The sequence below is a fragment of the Pseudomonas sp. EMN2 genome (genome assembly GCF_009650555.1).
Lineage (GTDB): Bacteria > Pseudomonadota > Gammaproteobacteria > Pseudomonadales > Pseudomonadaceae > Aquipseudomonas > Aquipseudomonas sichuanensis.
In genome coordinates this window covers 1-13,831 of the sequence record NZ_VZZR01000020.1, presented here as the reverse complement: position 1 = coordinate 13,831, position 13,831 = coordinate 1, and the positions used below count along the sequence as shown (strand labels likewise).

The 13,831-nt window shown below is 57.1% G+C and carries 15 protein-coding genes; 13 read left to right on the top strand and 2 right to left on the bottom strand.

Annotation, left to right across the window (positions count from 1 at the left end; genetic code table 11):
• The first annotated feature begins 476 nt into the window (after positions 1-476).
• Together chrA and F6X61_RS07635 are read left to right on the top strand one after the other, a co-directional pair.
• A complete protein-coding gene (chrA, locus tag F6X61_RS07640) occupies positions 477-1,682 on the top strand; it encodes a chromate efflux transporter (protein WP_178125789.1) in 1,206 nt (401 codons plus the stop codon).
• 10 nt (positions 1,683-1,692) lie between these two features.
• Positions 1,693-1,998: a PadR family transcriptional regulator gene (locus F6X61_RS07635; protein WP_153786087.1), complete on the top strand. Its 306-nt coding sequence runs from the start codon at positions 1,693-1,695 to the stop codon at positions 1,996-1,998.
• A gap of 411 nt (positions 1,999-2,409) precedes the next feature.
• Here the strand turns inward: F6X61_RS07635 and F6X61_RS07630 are convergent, their stop codons facing one another.
• Positions 2,410-2,631: a hypothetical protein gene (locus F6X61_RS07630; RefSeq protein WP_153786086.1), complete on the bottom strand. Its 222-nt coding sequence runs from the start codon at positions 2,629-2,631 to the stop codon at positions 2,410-2,412.
• A 617-nt stretch (positions 2,632-3,248) separates the two neighbouring features.
• Here F6X61_RS07630 and F6X61_RS07625 point away from each other — a divergent pair.
• From F6X61_RS07625 to F6X61_RS07600, 6 genes are all read left to right on the top strand, one after another.
• Positions 3,249-3,455 (top strand): hypothetical protein, encoded by a 207-nt coding sequence (locus F6X61_RS07625; RefSeq protein WP_153786085.1) that lies wholly within the window; start codon positions 3,249-3,251, stop codon positions 3,453-3,455.
• 285 nt (positions 3,456-3,740) lie between these two features.
• Entirely contained in the window at positions 3,741-4,160 is a 420-nt protein-coding gene (locus F6X61_RS07620) for a TIGR03757 family integrating conjugative element protein (RefSeq protein ID WP_153786084.1), read from the top strand.
• Complete coding sequence (locus tag F6X61_RS07615; RefSeq protein WP_153786083.1) at positions 4,160-5,095, top strand: TIGR03756 family integrating conjugative element protein; 936 nt, start codon at positions 4,160-4,162, stop codon at positions 5,093-5,095. The genes F6X61_RS07620 and F6X61_RS07615 overlap by 1 nt, the downstream gene beginning before the upstream one ends.
• A 20-nt stretch (positions 5,096-5,115) precedes the next feature.
• Positions 5,116-6,477, top strand: a complete 1,362-nt coding sequence (locus F6X61_RS07610) for an integrating conjugative element protein (RefSeq protein WP_153786082.1) — start codon at positions 5,116-5,118, stop codon at positions 6,475-6,477.
• Between the two features lie 2 nt (positions 6,478-6,479).
• Entirely contained in the window at positions 6,480-6,833 is a 354-nt protein-coding gene (locus tag F6X61_RS07605; RefSeq protein ID WP_153786081.1) for a hypothetical protein, read from the top strand.
• Positions 6,830-8,359, top strand: a complete 1,530-nt coding sequence (locus tag F6X61_RS07600; RefSeq protein ID WP_153786080.1) for a conjugal transfer protein TraG N-terminal domain-containing protein — start codon at positions 6,830-6,832, stop codon at positions 8,357-8,359. Before F6X61_RS07605 ends, F6X61_RS07600 begins: the two co-directional genes overlap by 4 nt.
• 38 nt (positions 8,360-8,397) lie before the next feature.
• Here F6X61_RS07600 and F6X61_RS07595 read toward each other — a convergent pair whose 3' ends face one another.
• Positions 8,398-8,748, bottom strand: a complete 351-nt coding sequence (locus F6X61_RS07595; RefSeq protein ID WP_153786079.1) for a hypothetical protein — start codon at positions 8,746-8,748, stop codon at positions 8,398-8,400.
• Between the two features lie 112 nt (positions 8,749-8,860).
• On the opposite strand from F6X61_RS07595, the gene F6X61_RS07590 reads away from it, so the two are divergent.
• The 5 genes from F6X61_RS07590 (at position 8,861) to xerC (ending at position 13,415) form a co-directional block, all read left to right on the top strand.
• Positions 8,861-9,139, top strand: coding sequence for a type II toxin-antitoxin system ParD family antitoxin (locus F6X61_RS07590; RefSeq protein WP_153786078.1), 279 nt, complete (start codon positions 8,861-8,863; stop codon positions 9,137-9,139).
• Positions 9,136-9,501, top strand: coding sequence for a type II toxin-antitoxin system RelE/ParE family toxin (locus tag F6X61_RS07585; protein ID WP_153786077.1), 366 nt, complete (start codon positions 9,136-9,138; stop codon positions 9,499-9,501). Before F6X61_RS07590 ends, F6X61_RS07585 begins: the two co-directional genes overlap by 4 nt.
• Positions 9,502-9,602: 101 nt before the next feature.
• Positions 9,603-10,190: a DnaB-like helicase N-terminal domain-containing protein gene (locus tag F6X61_RS07580; protein ID WP_178125787.1), complete on the top strand. Its 588-nt coding sequence runs from the start codon at positions 9,603-9,605 to the stop codon at positions 10,188-10,190.
• A 106-nt stretch (positions 10,191-10,296) separates the two neighbouring features.
• Positions 10,297-12,174, top strand: a complete 1,878-nt coding sequence (gene mobH / locus F6X61_RS07575; protein WP_256671326.1) for a MobH family relaxase — start codon at positions 10,297-10,299, stop codon at positions 12,172-12,174.
• On the top strand, positions 12,171-13,415 hold the full coding sequence (gene xerC, locus F6X61_RS07570; protein WP_153786074.1) for a tyrosine recombinase XerC: 1,245 nt from the start codon (positions 12,171-12,173) through the stop codon (positions 13,413-13,415). Before mobH ends, xerC begins: the two co-directional genes overlap by 4 nt.
• Positions 13,416-13,831 lie beyond the last annotated feature (416 nt).

Below are 13,831 nucleotides of genomic sequence, written 5' to 3'. Positions count from 1 at the left end.
GGTTTGGGCCATGGGGGACTACGAAAGCTTGCGCCACTTCCTGGCAACAGCGACCAATCCCCAGTTGAGCCAGATGGTGCTTTCGCTTATCGTCGCCGGCTTCTGCCCTCAAGGCTTGAGTGGCAGGCGCAAACTGAAGAGCTCTTTCCGCTAGAGGTCAAACCTTCATGGCTGTCCGTACAGCACCAAAGACCTCTGGGACTCCGACCGAACATTGGCACAGATGTTTGATTGTGACGTTCAGATCCCATGCTTAGGGCTTAGTGGGAAACTGCACCTCACTTGACCAATCGTTTGCATTGCACTTGACCACCTGTTTGCATCGGATTTGACCAGCCAATTGCATTGGATCTGACCACTCAAAGCACGGCATAAGCCGATCAGAACGAGTTCCATGATGGTCGATCTCAATTATCGATTTACGCTATCGTAGATCGATAATTTCATCCAGCCTTGTCACAGATCAGGTATTGACCATGACTGAAATCACCAAGACTGACCGTAGCCCTTGGGCTGTTTTTTTGATCTTCCTCCGCTTGGGGTTCACCTCCTTCGGCGGCCCAACCGCACACCTGGGCTATTTCCGCGATGAGTTCGTGGTGCGTCGACAATGGTTGAGCGAGCGCAGCTATGCGGATCTTGTCGCCCTTTGCCAGTTCTTACCGGGGCCAGCCAGTAGCCAGGTCGGGATTGCGATCGGGTTGTCTCGATCCGGCTACGCCGGGGCACTAGCCGCGTGGATGGGATTCACCTTGCCCTCCGCAATTGCCTTGGTCCTCTTCGCACTCGGCATCGCCAGTTATGGTGATGCCATGCCTGCTGGCGTGCTGCACGGTCTGAAGGTGGTGGCCGTGGCGGTGGTCGCCCAGGCTGTCTGGGGCATGGCGCGCAATCTTTGTCCCGATGCGCCGCGTATTTCCATCATGGCAGCGGCGACCTGCTTCGTGCTGCTCGTACCCTCTGCCTGGGGGCAAGTGAGTGTCATCATCCTTGCAGCCATTGTCGGCCTGCTGCTATTCAAACCACAGCAGGGCGAGGCCCATGATCCACTACCGATCAGCGTGCGGCGTCGCGTTGGCTTCTTCTGGCTGGCCCTGTTCTTTGCCCTGCTGCTTGGGCTGCCGTTGCTGACAGCTGTATTCTCGAGCCAAACACTGGCGATGATGGATGCTTTCTACCGCGCCGGCTCGCTGGTATTCGGTGGCGGGCATGTGGTGCTGCCGCTGTTGCAAGCTGAGGTCGTACCAACAGGCTGGGTCGACAACGAAGCATTCCTCGCGGGCTATGGTGCGGCGCAGGCCGTACCGGGGCCTCTATTCACCTTTGCAGCATTTCTCGGTGCCTCGATGAACCAAGCACCAACTGGCTGGCTTGGCGGCCTGATTTGCCTGTTGGCGATCTTTGCGCCGTCTTTCCTGCTGGTGGTGGGGGCCTTGCCATTCTGGGAGCACCTGCGCCGTAACCTGCGTACGCAGGCAGCACTGCTCGGCATCAATGCGGCCGTGGTCGGCCTGCTGCTGGCTGCTCTCTACCAGCCGGTATGGACGAGTGCGATTCATGGCCCGCAAGACTTTGGCCTGGCCCTCGTGGCACTGGTGGCGTTGATGTTCTGGAAGCTGCCGCCGTGGCTGGTCGTGCTGGGCAGCGGTGTCCTGGGCGGGCTGTTGAGCATTGCACTGTGAGATACAGCGAGTGACCGACAAAGACCTCTACGGCGGGTTGATCCGCCTGCATATCCTGCACCACGCTGCCGAGGCTCCCATCTTCGGGCTGGCCATCATCGAGGAGCTGCGCCACCACGGTTACGAGCTCAGCGCGGGCACGCTGTATCCGATGCTGCACGGTTTGGAGAAGAAGGGTTATCTGTGCTCGCACTATGAACGCACCGGGCGCCGCGAGCGACGCATGTATGAGATTACCGATGAAGGCCGAGCCGCGCTGGCAGATGCCAAGGTCAAGGTTAGGGAGTTGTTCGGCGAGTTAATCGAAGGACGCTGATGGTCTTAACCGGAGTGCCTGCGACCAGCTACTTGCTTTCATGACCGCACACTGACCGAAAGCAGTGGCCTATTAGCTACGTACGCTTTTGGCCGACTTCTGCCTGAAGGCGTACCCGTGCGCCGGTCAAATTCGATGCAAACAACTGGTCAAGCCGAGTGCAGACAGGTGGTCAAGTCCATGCAATTACGCAGCTTAGCGTACGATTTTTCCGAACTCTACGGGCTCCCCAACATGAAAGGCTGTATTCGCAGCTGTCCCGTACGTACGATGTTATGGATTTCGCCGCTTCTGTCACGCAACTCAATAACGAGATCTGCGAACTGCAGCACGATGTCTTAGAGTCGGTCATGGACCGCTCAAGGCGCTCCACCCCAAAGTCCCGTCCTGCCAGGCTCTCATGCCCACCATTCAATCCCGCTCTCGTCGATCACGAGGGTCCGGGGGAGGGGTAACCGTCACAGTGAAACTGCCGGTGAGGTCCTGACGAAGTTCCTGTGGCATCCAGTAGGCAAACTGGACCAGCCAGGCACCGTCCTGCAACCGATGGGTCTCCTGGCGAAACTCTTCAACCAACGCCTCATCGATTCCGAGTATGGCCGCCAATTCTTTATTGGTGGGTGCGCCTTCCATTGTCGATCACTCCTTGGCCCTCGATCTACATAAAGAATTATCACTATGATGGCACAGTTGCCATTAAGCGCACGTCGGCTCAAGCACCGCCCGCGAAAACCCGCTCAACCCCTGGCATCGCCTGTTATGCTGCAGCAACGTTATGCGAGGCCCCAGCCATGGTTACAGATCCCCTCACTTTGCTTTTGCTTTCACGATTGGCCAACGTCCAGTTGTCACTAGCGACATCAATGAGGGGAGTCACGCAGGATAGCGTCTCGTACCCAGCACAATCCTTGGAGGTGATTTCCAAGACCTTGGACATGCTGGAAGACGTGCTAGACGCAGTAGCGAGAATCACCCACACCACAGATGATGGTAATCGCGGAGGCCGGCTACACTAGGTATGCCGAGCACCTAGTTTCCCCTTCTACCGGTGTTCGTGGAGCCCGTCACCACGGGCTTTTTTACTACTTCTGTATTACCTCATTAGCCCTACCGTCATCCACCTAGCTGCGTTTGAAATCCCTCTCGTTTTCAAAAACTATCGTTCCAGGCCGACAAGTGACCCAGCCAGTCCTGCCGTTCGGTCTATCCTTACCCACTCCTCTCAGGCATCCCATACGAAGGGGGCAGAGATGAGCGAGAACGATCAGCAGGGTTTTGATGAGGCTCTGAGGCATTGGGCCAGCGCCGTCGAGGACGCACGCGCCTGCGAGCTCGCCGAGACGATCAAGCGTGCCGAACAAGCTGAAATACGACGGATCTGGCGTGCATTCCATAGCAGCGCTCTTGGCGTTTTCTATAGCAGTGGCATTCAAAAGGATGAAGTCAAGGACGGGTAGCTAAATGCAAAGCCCAGCGCATGCCTGGGCTTCTATCGTTTGCGCTCCGCGAAGATCACATGAATCGATTCATAGCCCTGCCTTGAACAGCGGCTGTATCGACAAAAGCACTGCTCACAGCAATCCTCACTATCGTATTAGCGCCCGAGTGCTGCCAATTCGTTGTCTCTCATTTCCACAATAACCCAGCGAAAGAAATCCCCACACCGTTGGGTATCTATTTCCTACTGCGCCTAGAGCTCCGATCCGTTTTCCTGTATCGGTCCCCACTTCAGGTGCAACCCCATGTTCGATATCCCCCCGCCTTTATCGCGAGCAGTCCTATTGCTCGTCGTCGCATTGGCCACTGGCACCGCACATGCCGAGACCTGGGCCATTACAGACGCAGCGCACCCACTGACCTCCGTGCCAGGAAATGTGCGTGTCATCAAGCTCGATGACCAACAGCGCATCGAGGAGCAGTTGTCCAAGAAGCTGCCACCCAACCCGCACCAGGCCGCACTCGCCGCAAGGCAACTGATGGGCACTCCGGCCGGAGCTGCACTGATGCAGCAGTTGGCCGCCGCCCAGCAGGGTAATGCCGATGCCTGGAGTGTTGGTGTCTCGAAAGTGCCGGCAGTGGTTGTTGATCGCCGGTATGTGGTCTACGGCCAGCCTGACGTGACAGCGGCTATGCAGACCATCATCCAGGCGAGGGGGCGATGATGAGAGCAGGTTCCCTACGCGCTTTGGTAGGGCTGCTGACGTCAGCCCTATCGTTTTCAGCCTTCGCCACTGTCAATTCCGCGGCGATCCTTGCCTCCACCAGCTCGCCCACGTGCCTTGAGTACAAGGTGGTCGGGATCTGCTACTGGCTGCTCTGCACCCCCCTGGGTTGCACCGTGAAGACCTCCACTAAAGTCCGGCACTACATCCCAGACGCAGTGGTGTCGGCTTACGCCAACACCGGTGGCAACCCCTGGACGGAGGTGAGCCCGATGGGGATGCCGAATGCCACGGCGCAGGCGGGTAACGACGGGACCACCAACCACGCTGCCGAGAACAACATCACGAAGTTCAAAGAGGCCGACGTTATCGGCCATCCCGGTGCGGCGGTGTTCAACCAGTTCGCCAGCTCCTACGGCTATTCCTGCCACGGCGCGACCACGCCGCTGGTGCCCTACATGCTCAGCACGCTGGACACGCTGGCTTGGCGCTACGGCGTCCCCGAGTCCGTCTACCCAGAAGCTCTGGTGCCAGGCCTGCGTGAGGTCGGTGGAACGTTATCCGGTGATCTGTGGGGCAACCTTTACCCGCGCAGCGGCTTCCTCCATCAGACCGATGACTTCAAAACTGGAGCCGTGATCGCGCAGCGGGCCGGGGACATCACCACGCGCATCGGCCAGCCTCATGTTTACCAGCCAATGCGAGCAACGGCAGAGCCTGGCTACTGGCCCGCCGGCGAGCTTAAGGAGGGCGATGCCACCACCGGCAAGTGGCAACAGCTCTCCCCTGCCATCAGCCCCACCTGTGCGGTTTTCCCCAACACTGGCATCAACGCTGATGCAGTCGATGAAGCCTACGCCTGGGCCCTTTGGCGACCTTACTCGTGCTGCAAACGTCGCGGCCAAACCTTCCTCGGAAGCACGGACTTCCAATGAGATATGACCTGGAGTGCGCAATGAAAAGAATGACTGCAGCAATCGCTCTTGCTATGAGCGTGAGCAGCACCTGGTGCGTGGCCGAGGCCGCCGATCCCATCAAGGTCGAATCGCAGGGCAGCGTTATCGGCGACGACGTGCTGTACAGCATTGGTGGGGGTAGCGCGGTGCAGATGGGTAGTGCCGGCCAGATGGAGAGCATCACCGTTGGCGCGGGCTGGCAAAACAACCTGGTCTGCGGAAACATGGACCTCAGCAACACCCTGGAAAACCAGCTAAACGGCGCGACCCAAGGTTTTCAACGGATCATGGGAAGCGTGATCCAGAATGCGACTGGAGCGGTTTCTTCGATGCCAGCGCTGATCCTGCAGCGGGCAAATCCCGCCCTCTACAACTTGTTGACCAATGGGATCCTGCAGGCGCGGCTCGACTACGATCGTTCGAAAGGTACTTGCCGCGCGATCGCAGAGCGCATGGCCGACATCGCCGGCGGGCAAATGGGCTGGGGCAAAGTCGCGGAAGGTCAGAAGATGGGCCAGGCCTTGGCCTCGGACACCGATGCTGTGGCAGTGGTCGACAAAGTCGAGAACGCACCAGGGACCAACGGAGTCACTTGGGTCGGCGGCAAACAGGCAGGTGGCAACGGCCAGCAACCCATCAAAGTCGTCGGGGATGTTGCCAAGGCAGGCTACAACTTGCTCAACAACCGAGCACCGGAAGAAACATCGAGCATCCCCAAGGCAACCTGCGCCAACGGATTACTGTGCGGAAGCTGGGAGTCGCCTGCCGAGGCTGCCCAGTTCGCGAACCGCGTGCTGGGAGAACAGCAGATCCAGACCTGTGAGGGCTGCACCACCACGTCCACCCCGGGTGTAGGCCTGACGCCGCTGATCCAGGAGACCTACGAGAAGAAACTGACCGCACTGCAGGATCTGCTGAAACCTGGAACGCAGATCACCTCGGAGAAGCTGCGAGAGGCCAGCAGCGACTCTCTGCCCATCACTCGCGGCGTCATCACGGCACTGAGAGACGAGAGGGACCAGGCCGTACTCGCAAGCCGCCTGGCGTCCGAAGTCGCGCTTGCTGACGTTCTGGAGAAGGGCTTGCTCCTGCAGCGCATGCTGATCACGGGCAGCAAGGAGCCCAACGTGAACTCCAACAAGTTGGCCGTCGAGGCGACACTCGGGCAGGTCGACACCCTTCAGCAGCTCATCACGAACCTCAAGACCGAACTGGACATGCGACAGCAGCTCGCGAACAACTCCCCGATGAAGATCATCGAGCGCGGGAAAGCGCGCGCCGAGAACTCTCGGGCGATTTACGACGCGGCGCCCGAACAGGACCGCCTGCTTCAGCTGCAGAAGCCTGCCAGCAAGGAATGACCATGTCTCAGGAAGTCGAGAAGAAAACCAACTCCCTCAAGATCCTGTTGGGCGGGCTGCTCTTGAGCACCATTCTGCTGGTGTTCAGCGTGCTGCTCGGCATCATCGCGGTCAACCACCTGGGCGTGTTCGAAACCTGGTTGAAATGGCGTGAGGGCAATTACCTGCCCCTGCTGCTGTGGCGCGTCGCCATCTACAGCGGCATCGTCTATGCCTGGTTGAAGCTGAAGGCACGCCTGCCAGGGGTCGAGGCTGGCCAGCCATCCAAAGCTCAGCGGATCGAATTCCTGGTACTCCTGCTATTCCTGATCGTCGAGATCTCGAAGGCCCCCATTACCTGGTCGGAGGTGCTATGACCCTCTACACGAACGACTATCTGGAGTATTACCTCACCCTAGTTGGCTGGATCATCAACAACGGGATCTGGGACATGATCTCCGATACGGGGCTGTTCGCCCTGCCCTTCATCATCATCGTGGCCCGGGAATGGATCAAGGTTCGCGGTGAGGGTGCGGATGAAGGCAACAAAGGCGTGCTGTCTCTGGCTCGTATTGAAACCCAGCTCTACCTCGGCTACGTGGTGGTATCAATGTGTGCTGTAACGGTCGTCCCCGTGGGCTTCGACACGCTCGAGTTCGATCAGCAACGCGCCCGCCAATGCCAGGTGATGACCCCAGCCCCTTCCGAGACCGGATGGAACACCACGTTCAGCTCGCTGGCCGGTAAGAGCGCCCAGCTGCCAGTATGGTGGGCACTCGTACACGCGTTGTCCAAGGGGTTGAACAGTGGTGCTGTTGCAGCAATCCCTTGCGGCACGGACCTCAGGCAGATGCGAATGGAGGTCGACGCGATGAGGGTTGGCAACCCCCTCCTCGCCCAGGAGGTAGCAGACTTCACCCACGATTGTTTCGGTCCGTCCCGGGCGCGCTTGTTCATGCGGCAGCCCGATATCGGGTCGATCGCAAAAGACCAGAAGGCCCTGCAGGACCTGAACTGGATCGGGTCCCACTATCTGTTGAACACCGCGGGGTACTACGACACCGACTACTCCAGGACACCCCGTACAGCTTGGCCGTATGACGTGAAAAGGGATGACGGAATGCCACAGGTCACCGGCGGCGGTGGATACCCAACCTGCAAGCAGTGGTGGTCAGATGGGAGTATCGGCCTTCGGGACCGATTGAAGGCCCAGGTCGACCCAACCCTACTGAACCAGTTCCTCGGGTGGGCAAAGTGGCTGTCTCAGGAGGAAGTGACAGACTCGATGATCCGCCAGCTCGTGTCGCCATCCAGCCAGGTCAACGGAGACGTGTATACCGACTACGGCGGCCAGATTGGAGGCACTGTCTGGAACGGTCTCGCCCGTGCAGGCGGAACGCTGGGTGTCGCAGTCGGGTCGCTGGGTTATTTCCCCGCAATGGACATGGTTCGCCAAGCCTTACCGATGGTGGTGGCCTTCCTGAAGATGGCCATGGTTATCTGCATACCAATGGTATTGATCATCGGGGCATATCAATTGAAGGTTGCGATGACCATGTCAGTAACTATGTTCGCTTTGATCTTTGTCGATTTCTGGTTTCAACTGGCGAGATGGGTCGACAGCACAATAATCGACGTTTTGTATGGCTCGGGGTCGCCGCACTTATCCTTTGATCCTGTGATGGGATTGAACGCTACTACTCAAGACGCGATTCTTAACTTCGTCATGGGGTCGATGTTCATCATCCTCCCAAGCTTCTGGGTTCTAGCTCTCGGCTGGGCAGGAGTACAGACAGGGACAATTCTCAACGGTCTAACCAAAGGAACCGACCCAGTAGGAAAAGCTGGCAGCGAAGGTGGTGAAATGGCTCAGAAGGCAGTGAAGTCAATAGCTGGACAGTAGCGGCGATAAAAGCTTGGTCCTTCAGTGAGACCAAGCTTTTAAGGAAGATCCCGATCAATACCGTCAGTACGCTCGCCCCACATATTGAGAGGACAGCCCATAACCCCGTCCCGACCGTAGGGCGCTTCTCTATCCTCAGAAAACAGTTCAACCTTATCGAGGTCAACTTTGGAAAGTGCGTACAGGCCGAGAGTAAGTGAAATAATAGTTAGCAGCACCGACATAATCCAGCTTATCGAGTTGGCTAAGATGAGCACAACTACCATGGCTAGGACTGCCCGCTTAACCCAACGGACTGTCGGATTTACGTCATGCATGCAGACGCGCGCCACGTGGCCCAGCGCCCGGCCCAACCGGAAGGCAATTGAGTGTTTGGCGGCTGTGGTCATGATCCATCTCCTTGCTCTGTGAGAGCATCTTGCCATCAGATATACGACACCTTTGGCATTTTCGCAAGGTTTATGGCATAAAACGCCATCGCCAATCACCAGGATTACACCCATGGCCACCCACAACGTCGTCGTGCCAAAGCCGATGGAGCAGTCGATTGATGAGCTCGTTAGAACTGGCCGCTACCAGAACTTCAGCGAGGTCGTAAGGGCTGGCATCCGGATGCTGCTCGAGCACGAAGCAGCTGAGTCAGCCAGACTCGAGGCTCTACGGAGCGCTACATCAGTAGGTATCATGCAGGTCGAAGCAGGCCAATACGACGAAGTCGATCCGGCCAATCTCAAAGCCTATCTCGAAAATCTGGGACGCCTCGCGAGCGATAAAGCATGAGTGGGCTCGTAGTACGCATCTCGCCCCAGGCATATACCGACATCGCCGATACACTTCGCTTCACGGAGGTCAGGCTGGGTGGGGCCCTCAGGAGCCAGTATCAAGACCTCCTCCAAGGAACCTTCAGCTCCCTTGCTGAAGAGCCGACACACATCAACAGCAGGCTGCGGGACGAGATTTCCCCAGGCCTTCGCAGCCTACATCTGTCATTCAATGTACTGAAGATGGCTGACGGCCGTATGATCAGCCCCCGCCATATCGTGTTCTATCGCACTGGGACAGACCAGGTCGTTGAGATCCTACGGGTTCTCCATGACGCGATGGAGATCGCTCAGCATTTGAACCATCTGCATCAGCAGTAAAAGGTAAATGGCTCAGATGCAAATGGGTTTGAATGGATAATGGAATGGACCACAAGGGTAAAAGCCCTATCCGAAAGGGCTGGAGCAAAAGGATCGCTGTGATGGACGCGACTGATATATCAAAACTATTCTCACCAATGCCCGCTTTACCCGAAGAATACCAGGCCTTAGCAGAAAGAGCTGAACGCGACCTTCTTGGGCTGCTAATGCTCTGGGACGACGGAAACCTTTTACAAGAGGTTAAGCCAAGTTGGTTCACGAGCCATCAGCATTTTATAATTTTTCTCGGGCTTGAAGAAGCGGTAGAAACATATTCACACTGCGACGTAGTCACAACTGCTGAAATATTAGAGAAGTCTGGAAAACTTGAAGAAGCTGGTGGACTGTTATACTTGGCAGGTATCGCGTCCAAGAGCCCGCGACTTACACCCTGGCAGATAGCACCTCTACTTCAAGGCTTCGAAAAAATGAGGTATGCGATGACTGCCAAAAATGGTGTTCGCTGCATGGTAAGGTTGGAAGATGCTCTACTATACGGCTGGAATCATGGGACATCTTGGTACAGTTCAGGTGTTCAATTGATGAACTACGATGCACCACTTTTTTTTGAGCTTTTAGACGACGACTCAGACTGGGTATGTTATTCGTTTGCGGACGAGGTTGAGGCTGAGCGATTAGCAGCGCAATGATGGCAATCTGCCTCAAAATGTGAACCCAAACGACTACTGATTTAAGCTTGATAGCATACCGCCATTCAAGGAAAAGCCCGCTCCATGTGCACCCATGGAGCAACCTATGCATCTCCTCTCCTGGTTGAGCCGCAAAACGGCCAAACCAACGCCAGAAGCCTCACCGCAAGGCTTCCACCTGCCGGCGAAGGCTACGGCTCTCCTGCAGAGCCCACTACGCCAGCAGCTCCTGGAGAACATCTGGCGCCGGGCATCGCTCTCACGAGCTCAGTTCAACACCCTCTACCTGAAGCCGCTTGAGCGCTACGCCGAACTGGTGCAGCTGCTCCCTGCCTCTGAAAACCACCACCATGCCCACCTTGGCGGACTCCTGGACCATGGCCTGGAGATCATGGCCTACGCCCTCAAGATCCGTCAGACACACCTCCTGCCGATCGGCGCGCCACCTGAGTCGCAGTCTGCACAGGCCGAGGCCTGGACTGCGGCGGCTGCCTACGGCGCGTTGCTGCACGACCTGGGAAAGATCGCTGTTGATGTCCGTGTGGAGCTCGAGGGTGGCCAGCTGTGGCACCCATGGCATGGACCGATCCTCCGCCCCTACCGGTTCAAGTACGTTAAAGGCAGGGAGTACCAGCTACACGGTGCTGCGTCAGCCCTCGTGTATACGCAGGTCCTGGACAAGGGGATCCTCGACTGGCTCAGTGGATTTCCTGAACTCTGGAGGCAGTTGATCTACCTCCTGGCTGGCCAGCATGAGCACGCCGGCATCTTGGCTGAAATAGTGGTCCAGGCCGACAAGGCTTCCGTCGCCCAGCAATTGGGCGGGAATCCAGAGCGGGCACTCGCTGCTCCCAAACAATCGCTCCAGCGTCAACTGGTTGATGGCTTACGGTTCTTGGTTCGCGATAAGTTCAAGCTCAACCACCCCGATGGACCGGCAGATGGTTGGCTGGCTCAGGACGCCTTGTGGTTGGTGAGCAAGCCTGCTGCAGACCAACTCCGGGCGTACATGCTGACCCAGGGCATTGAGGGGGTACCAACGTCCAATGCCCCATTCTTCAACATGCTGCAAGACCAGGCGATCATCCAGACCAACGCGCAGGATAAAGCGATCTGGAGGGCAACAATTGATAACGGCCGCGGTTGGAAGAACACCTTTACCCTGTTGAAGATCTCGCCGTCGCTGGTGTGGCCCACCCCTGACGAGCGCCCTCCGATCTACGACGGAACGCTCACATTGGAACTGGAAGCAGCCACACAGTCGAGCCCTGGCGGAGAGACAGTCTGCCCGGTTCCGGAGGATCCAGTTGAGATCGATGCCGAAGCCCCTCAACCACCGCCACTGTCACGGCCGCTGGTACAGCCAATCCCAATCGAAGGGATCCAATCGTCTGAACGCGAAGAGCTGCTGGCACTGTATAGTGATGTCACTGCGCCACTAGCAGAGCAAAGTGCTAGCCAAGGCTCAGAAGCCGTCTCGCCTACACCTCAAGGAATTGTGGAGGCAGAGTCGGCTGAGGAATCTTTAGCAGCCCCAGCAAGGATTGCTGCACCGAAAGACATCAACACAATGCCTATTAGTAGTTCACTGGGAGGGGCCTTCGTTGCCTGGGTAAAAGCAGGTGTCGCCTCCCACAAATTGATCATCAACGACGTCAAGGCTCTGATCCACACCGTCGACGACACGGCAATGCTCGTGACACCTGGAATCTTCAAGCGGTATGTGCTTGAGCATCCGGATCTAGAGAAAAGTGACGGTAAACCGGGGACAGCAGCCTGGCAACAAGTACAGCGTGCATTTGAAAAAGAGAAGAGCCACCAGAAGACGGGCAAGCAGCTAAACATTTGGACCTACGATGTTATCGGCCCCAGGAAAACCACACAGTTAAGAGGCTATCTGCTTCGAGACCCCAAACTTCTGTTCAATGAGCAACCCTTGAACAATCCGAGCTTACGCCGGGTGACGGAAGGGGTTGTGGAATGACGCCTCAGACACTCCTCCAGGAGTACCTGGTCGACCATGATCTTCGGCCTGCGAGCGAGAAAATTTACAGCGCTGCCATAAAGTCACTCGAGAAGCACTTCGGCAAGTCTGTCGACGTGGAAGCGGTAGATCGACGGGGTATTCTGACCTGGCGTAGCAAGGTCATCGACGAAGGTCTGTCTAAGCGCAGCTGGAACACTTACTCAAACCATCTTCGGACGATCTGGGGGTATGGCATCGAGTACGGGATCCTGCTCAACACAGGGATGAATCCCTTCAAGAAGACCACCGTCATCGCTCCGAAACGACCAAGTAAAATCATCGCCGGCGAAGCCATACATCGCGCTCGGCGCTGGCTCCGAAGCCTGGTCGACCAAGAAGAATCGACCGGCGAGCGAGCCAGAATCACCCCTGCATGGTTCTGGCTGGCGACATTCGAGATGTTCTATTACACGGGCATCCGGCTGAACGCCCTGCTGTGCATTCGGTTGCAGGATGTCGACTGGGATCGGCAGCTTATCCTGGTCAGGGGTGAAACCGAAAAGACCCATCGCGAATTCCGCATACCCATCCCTGACGGGCTAGCGCCTCACCTTCATCGACTCTTGGAAGAAGCAGCTCGAGCTGGCTTCGCCGCCGAAGACCAACTCTTCAATGTCAACCGCTTCTCTCGGCACTACAAACGGCGGCAGATGAACTCCGACCAGGTCGAAGCGATGTACAAGAAGCTGATCGACAAGCTTGGGGTTCGCATGACGCCGCACCGCTTCAGGCACACGCTGGCGACCGATCTGATGAAGCAGCCGGAGAGGAACATCCACCTCACAAAGAACCTGCTGAACCACTCGAATATCGCGACCACGATGAGCTACATCGAAGCTGACTACGATCACATGAGAGATGTGCTGCACGAGCGCAGCATGCAGCAGGGCGCGCTGCACCTTGTTCGCCGGGTCGATGAAAACGGGGCACCTGGATCGAGGACCGGCCAGGCTCAAGCCCGGATCGAGTCAGGTGAACGAAGAACGATCGAACAGAGTCATCACGGAGGCGGCGGACCTGCACCAGGTCTTCAACAGAAAATTGAGCATATCTGTGCCAGTCCTATGCTTCCCCCCGAGGAGCTTTTCACCCCCAACCTACTGTTCAACCTGATGACATCGGCCATCGGGAACACGCCGTTTGTACGCTCTTCATCTACTGAAGCAGTCACGATGTACAACGCGCGGGCATCTCCATAGGCAAGAGCCGACGAGTAGCATTCGGCCACCAGTGAGTTAGCTGAAGCAGGATCGAGGATCAACTCTGAGCCAGCTCATGGTGCTAGGAATCTGGCGCCATGCCTTTGGCTGCGCGGGGTTTGGGATCCACTTGACGCATCTTATGAATGAGCTGTGACAGCTCGAAAATGCGCTAAGTCTTTGACTTTTTTGACCCAGAAACGGAAAAGCCCACCATAAGCGGCGGGCTATTCCATATTGACATCACGTTGAAGCGAGCCTAAGGTTCGCTCCAGACGGCTGCAAGACTAGCAAAGGCTGTGGCAAGCCCCCCTCTCTAGCACTCACGAACCGCTGTGAATATGGTGGGTCGTGTAGGATTCGAACCTACGACCAATTGGTTAAAAGCCAACTGCTCTACCAACTGAGCTAACGAC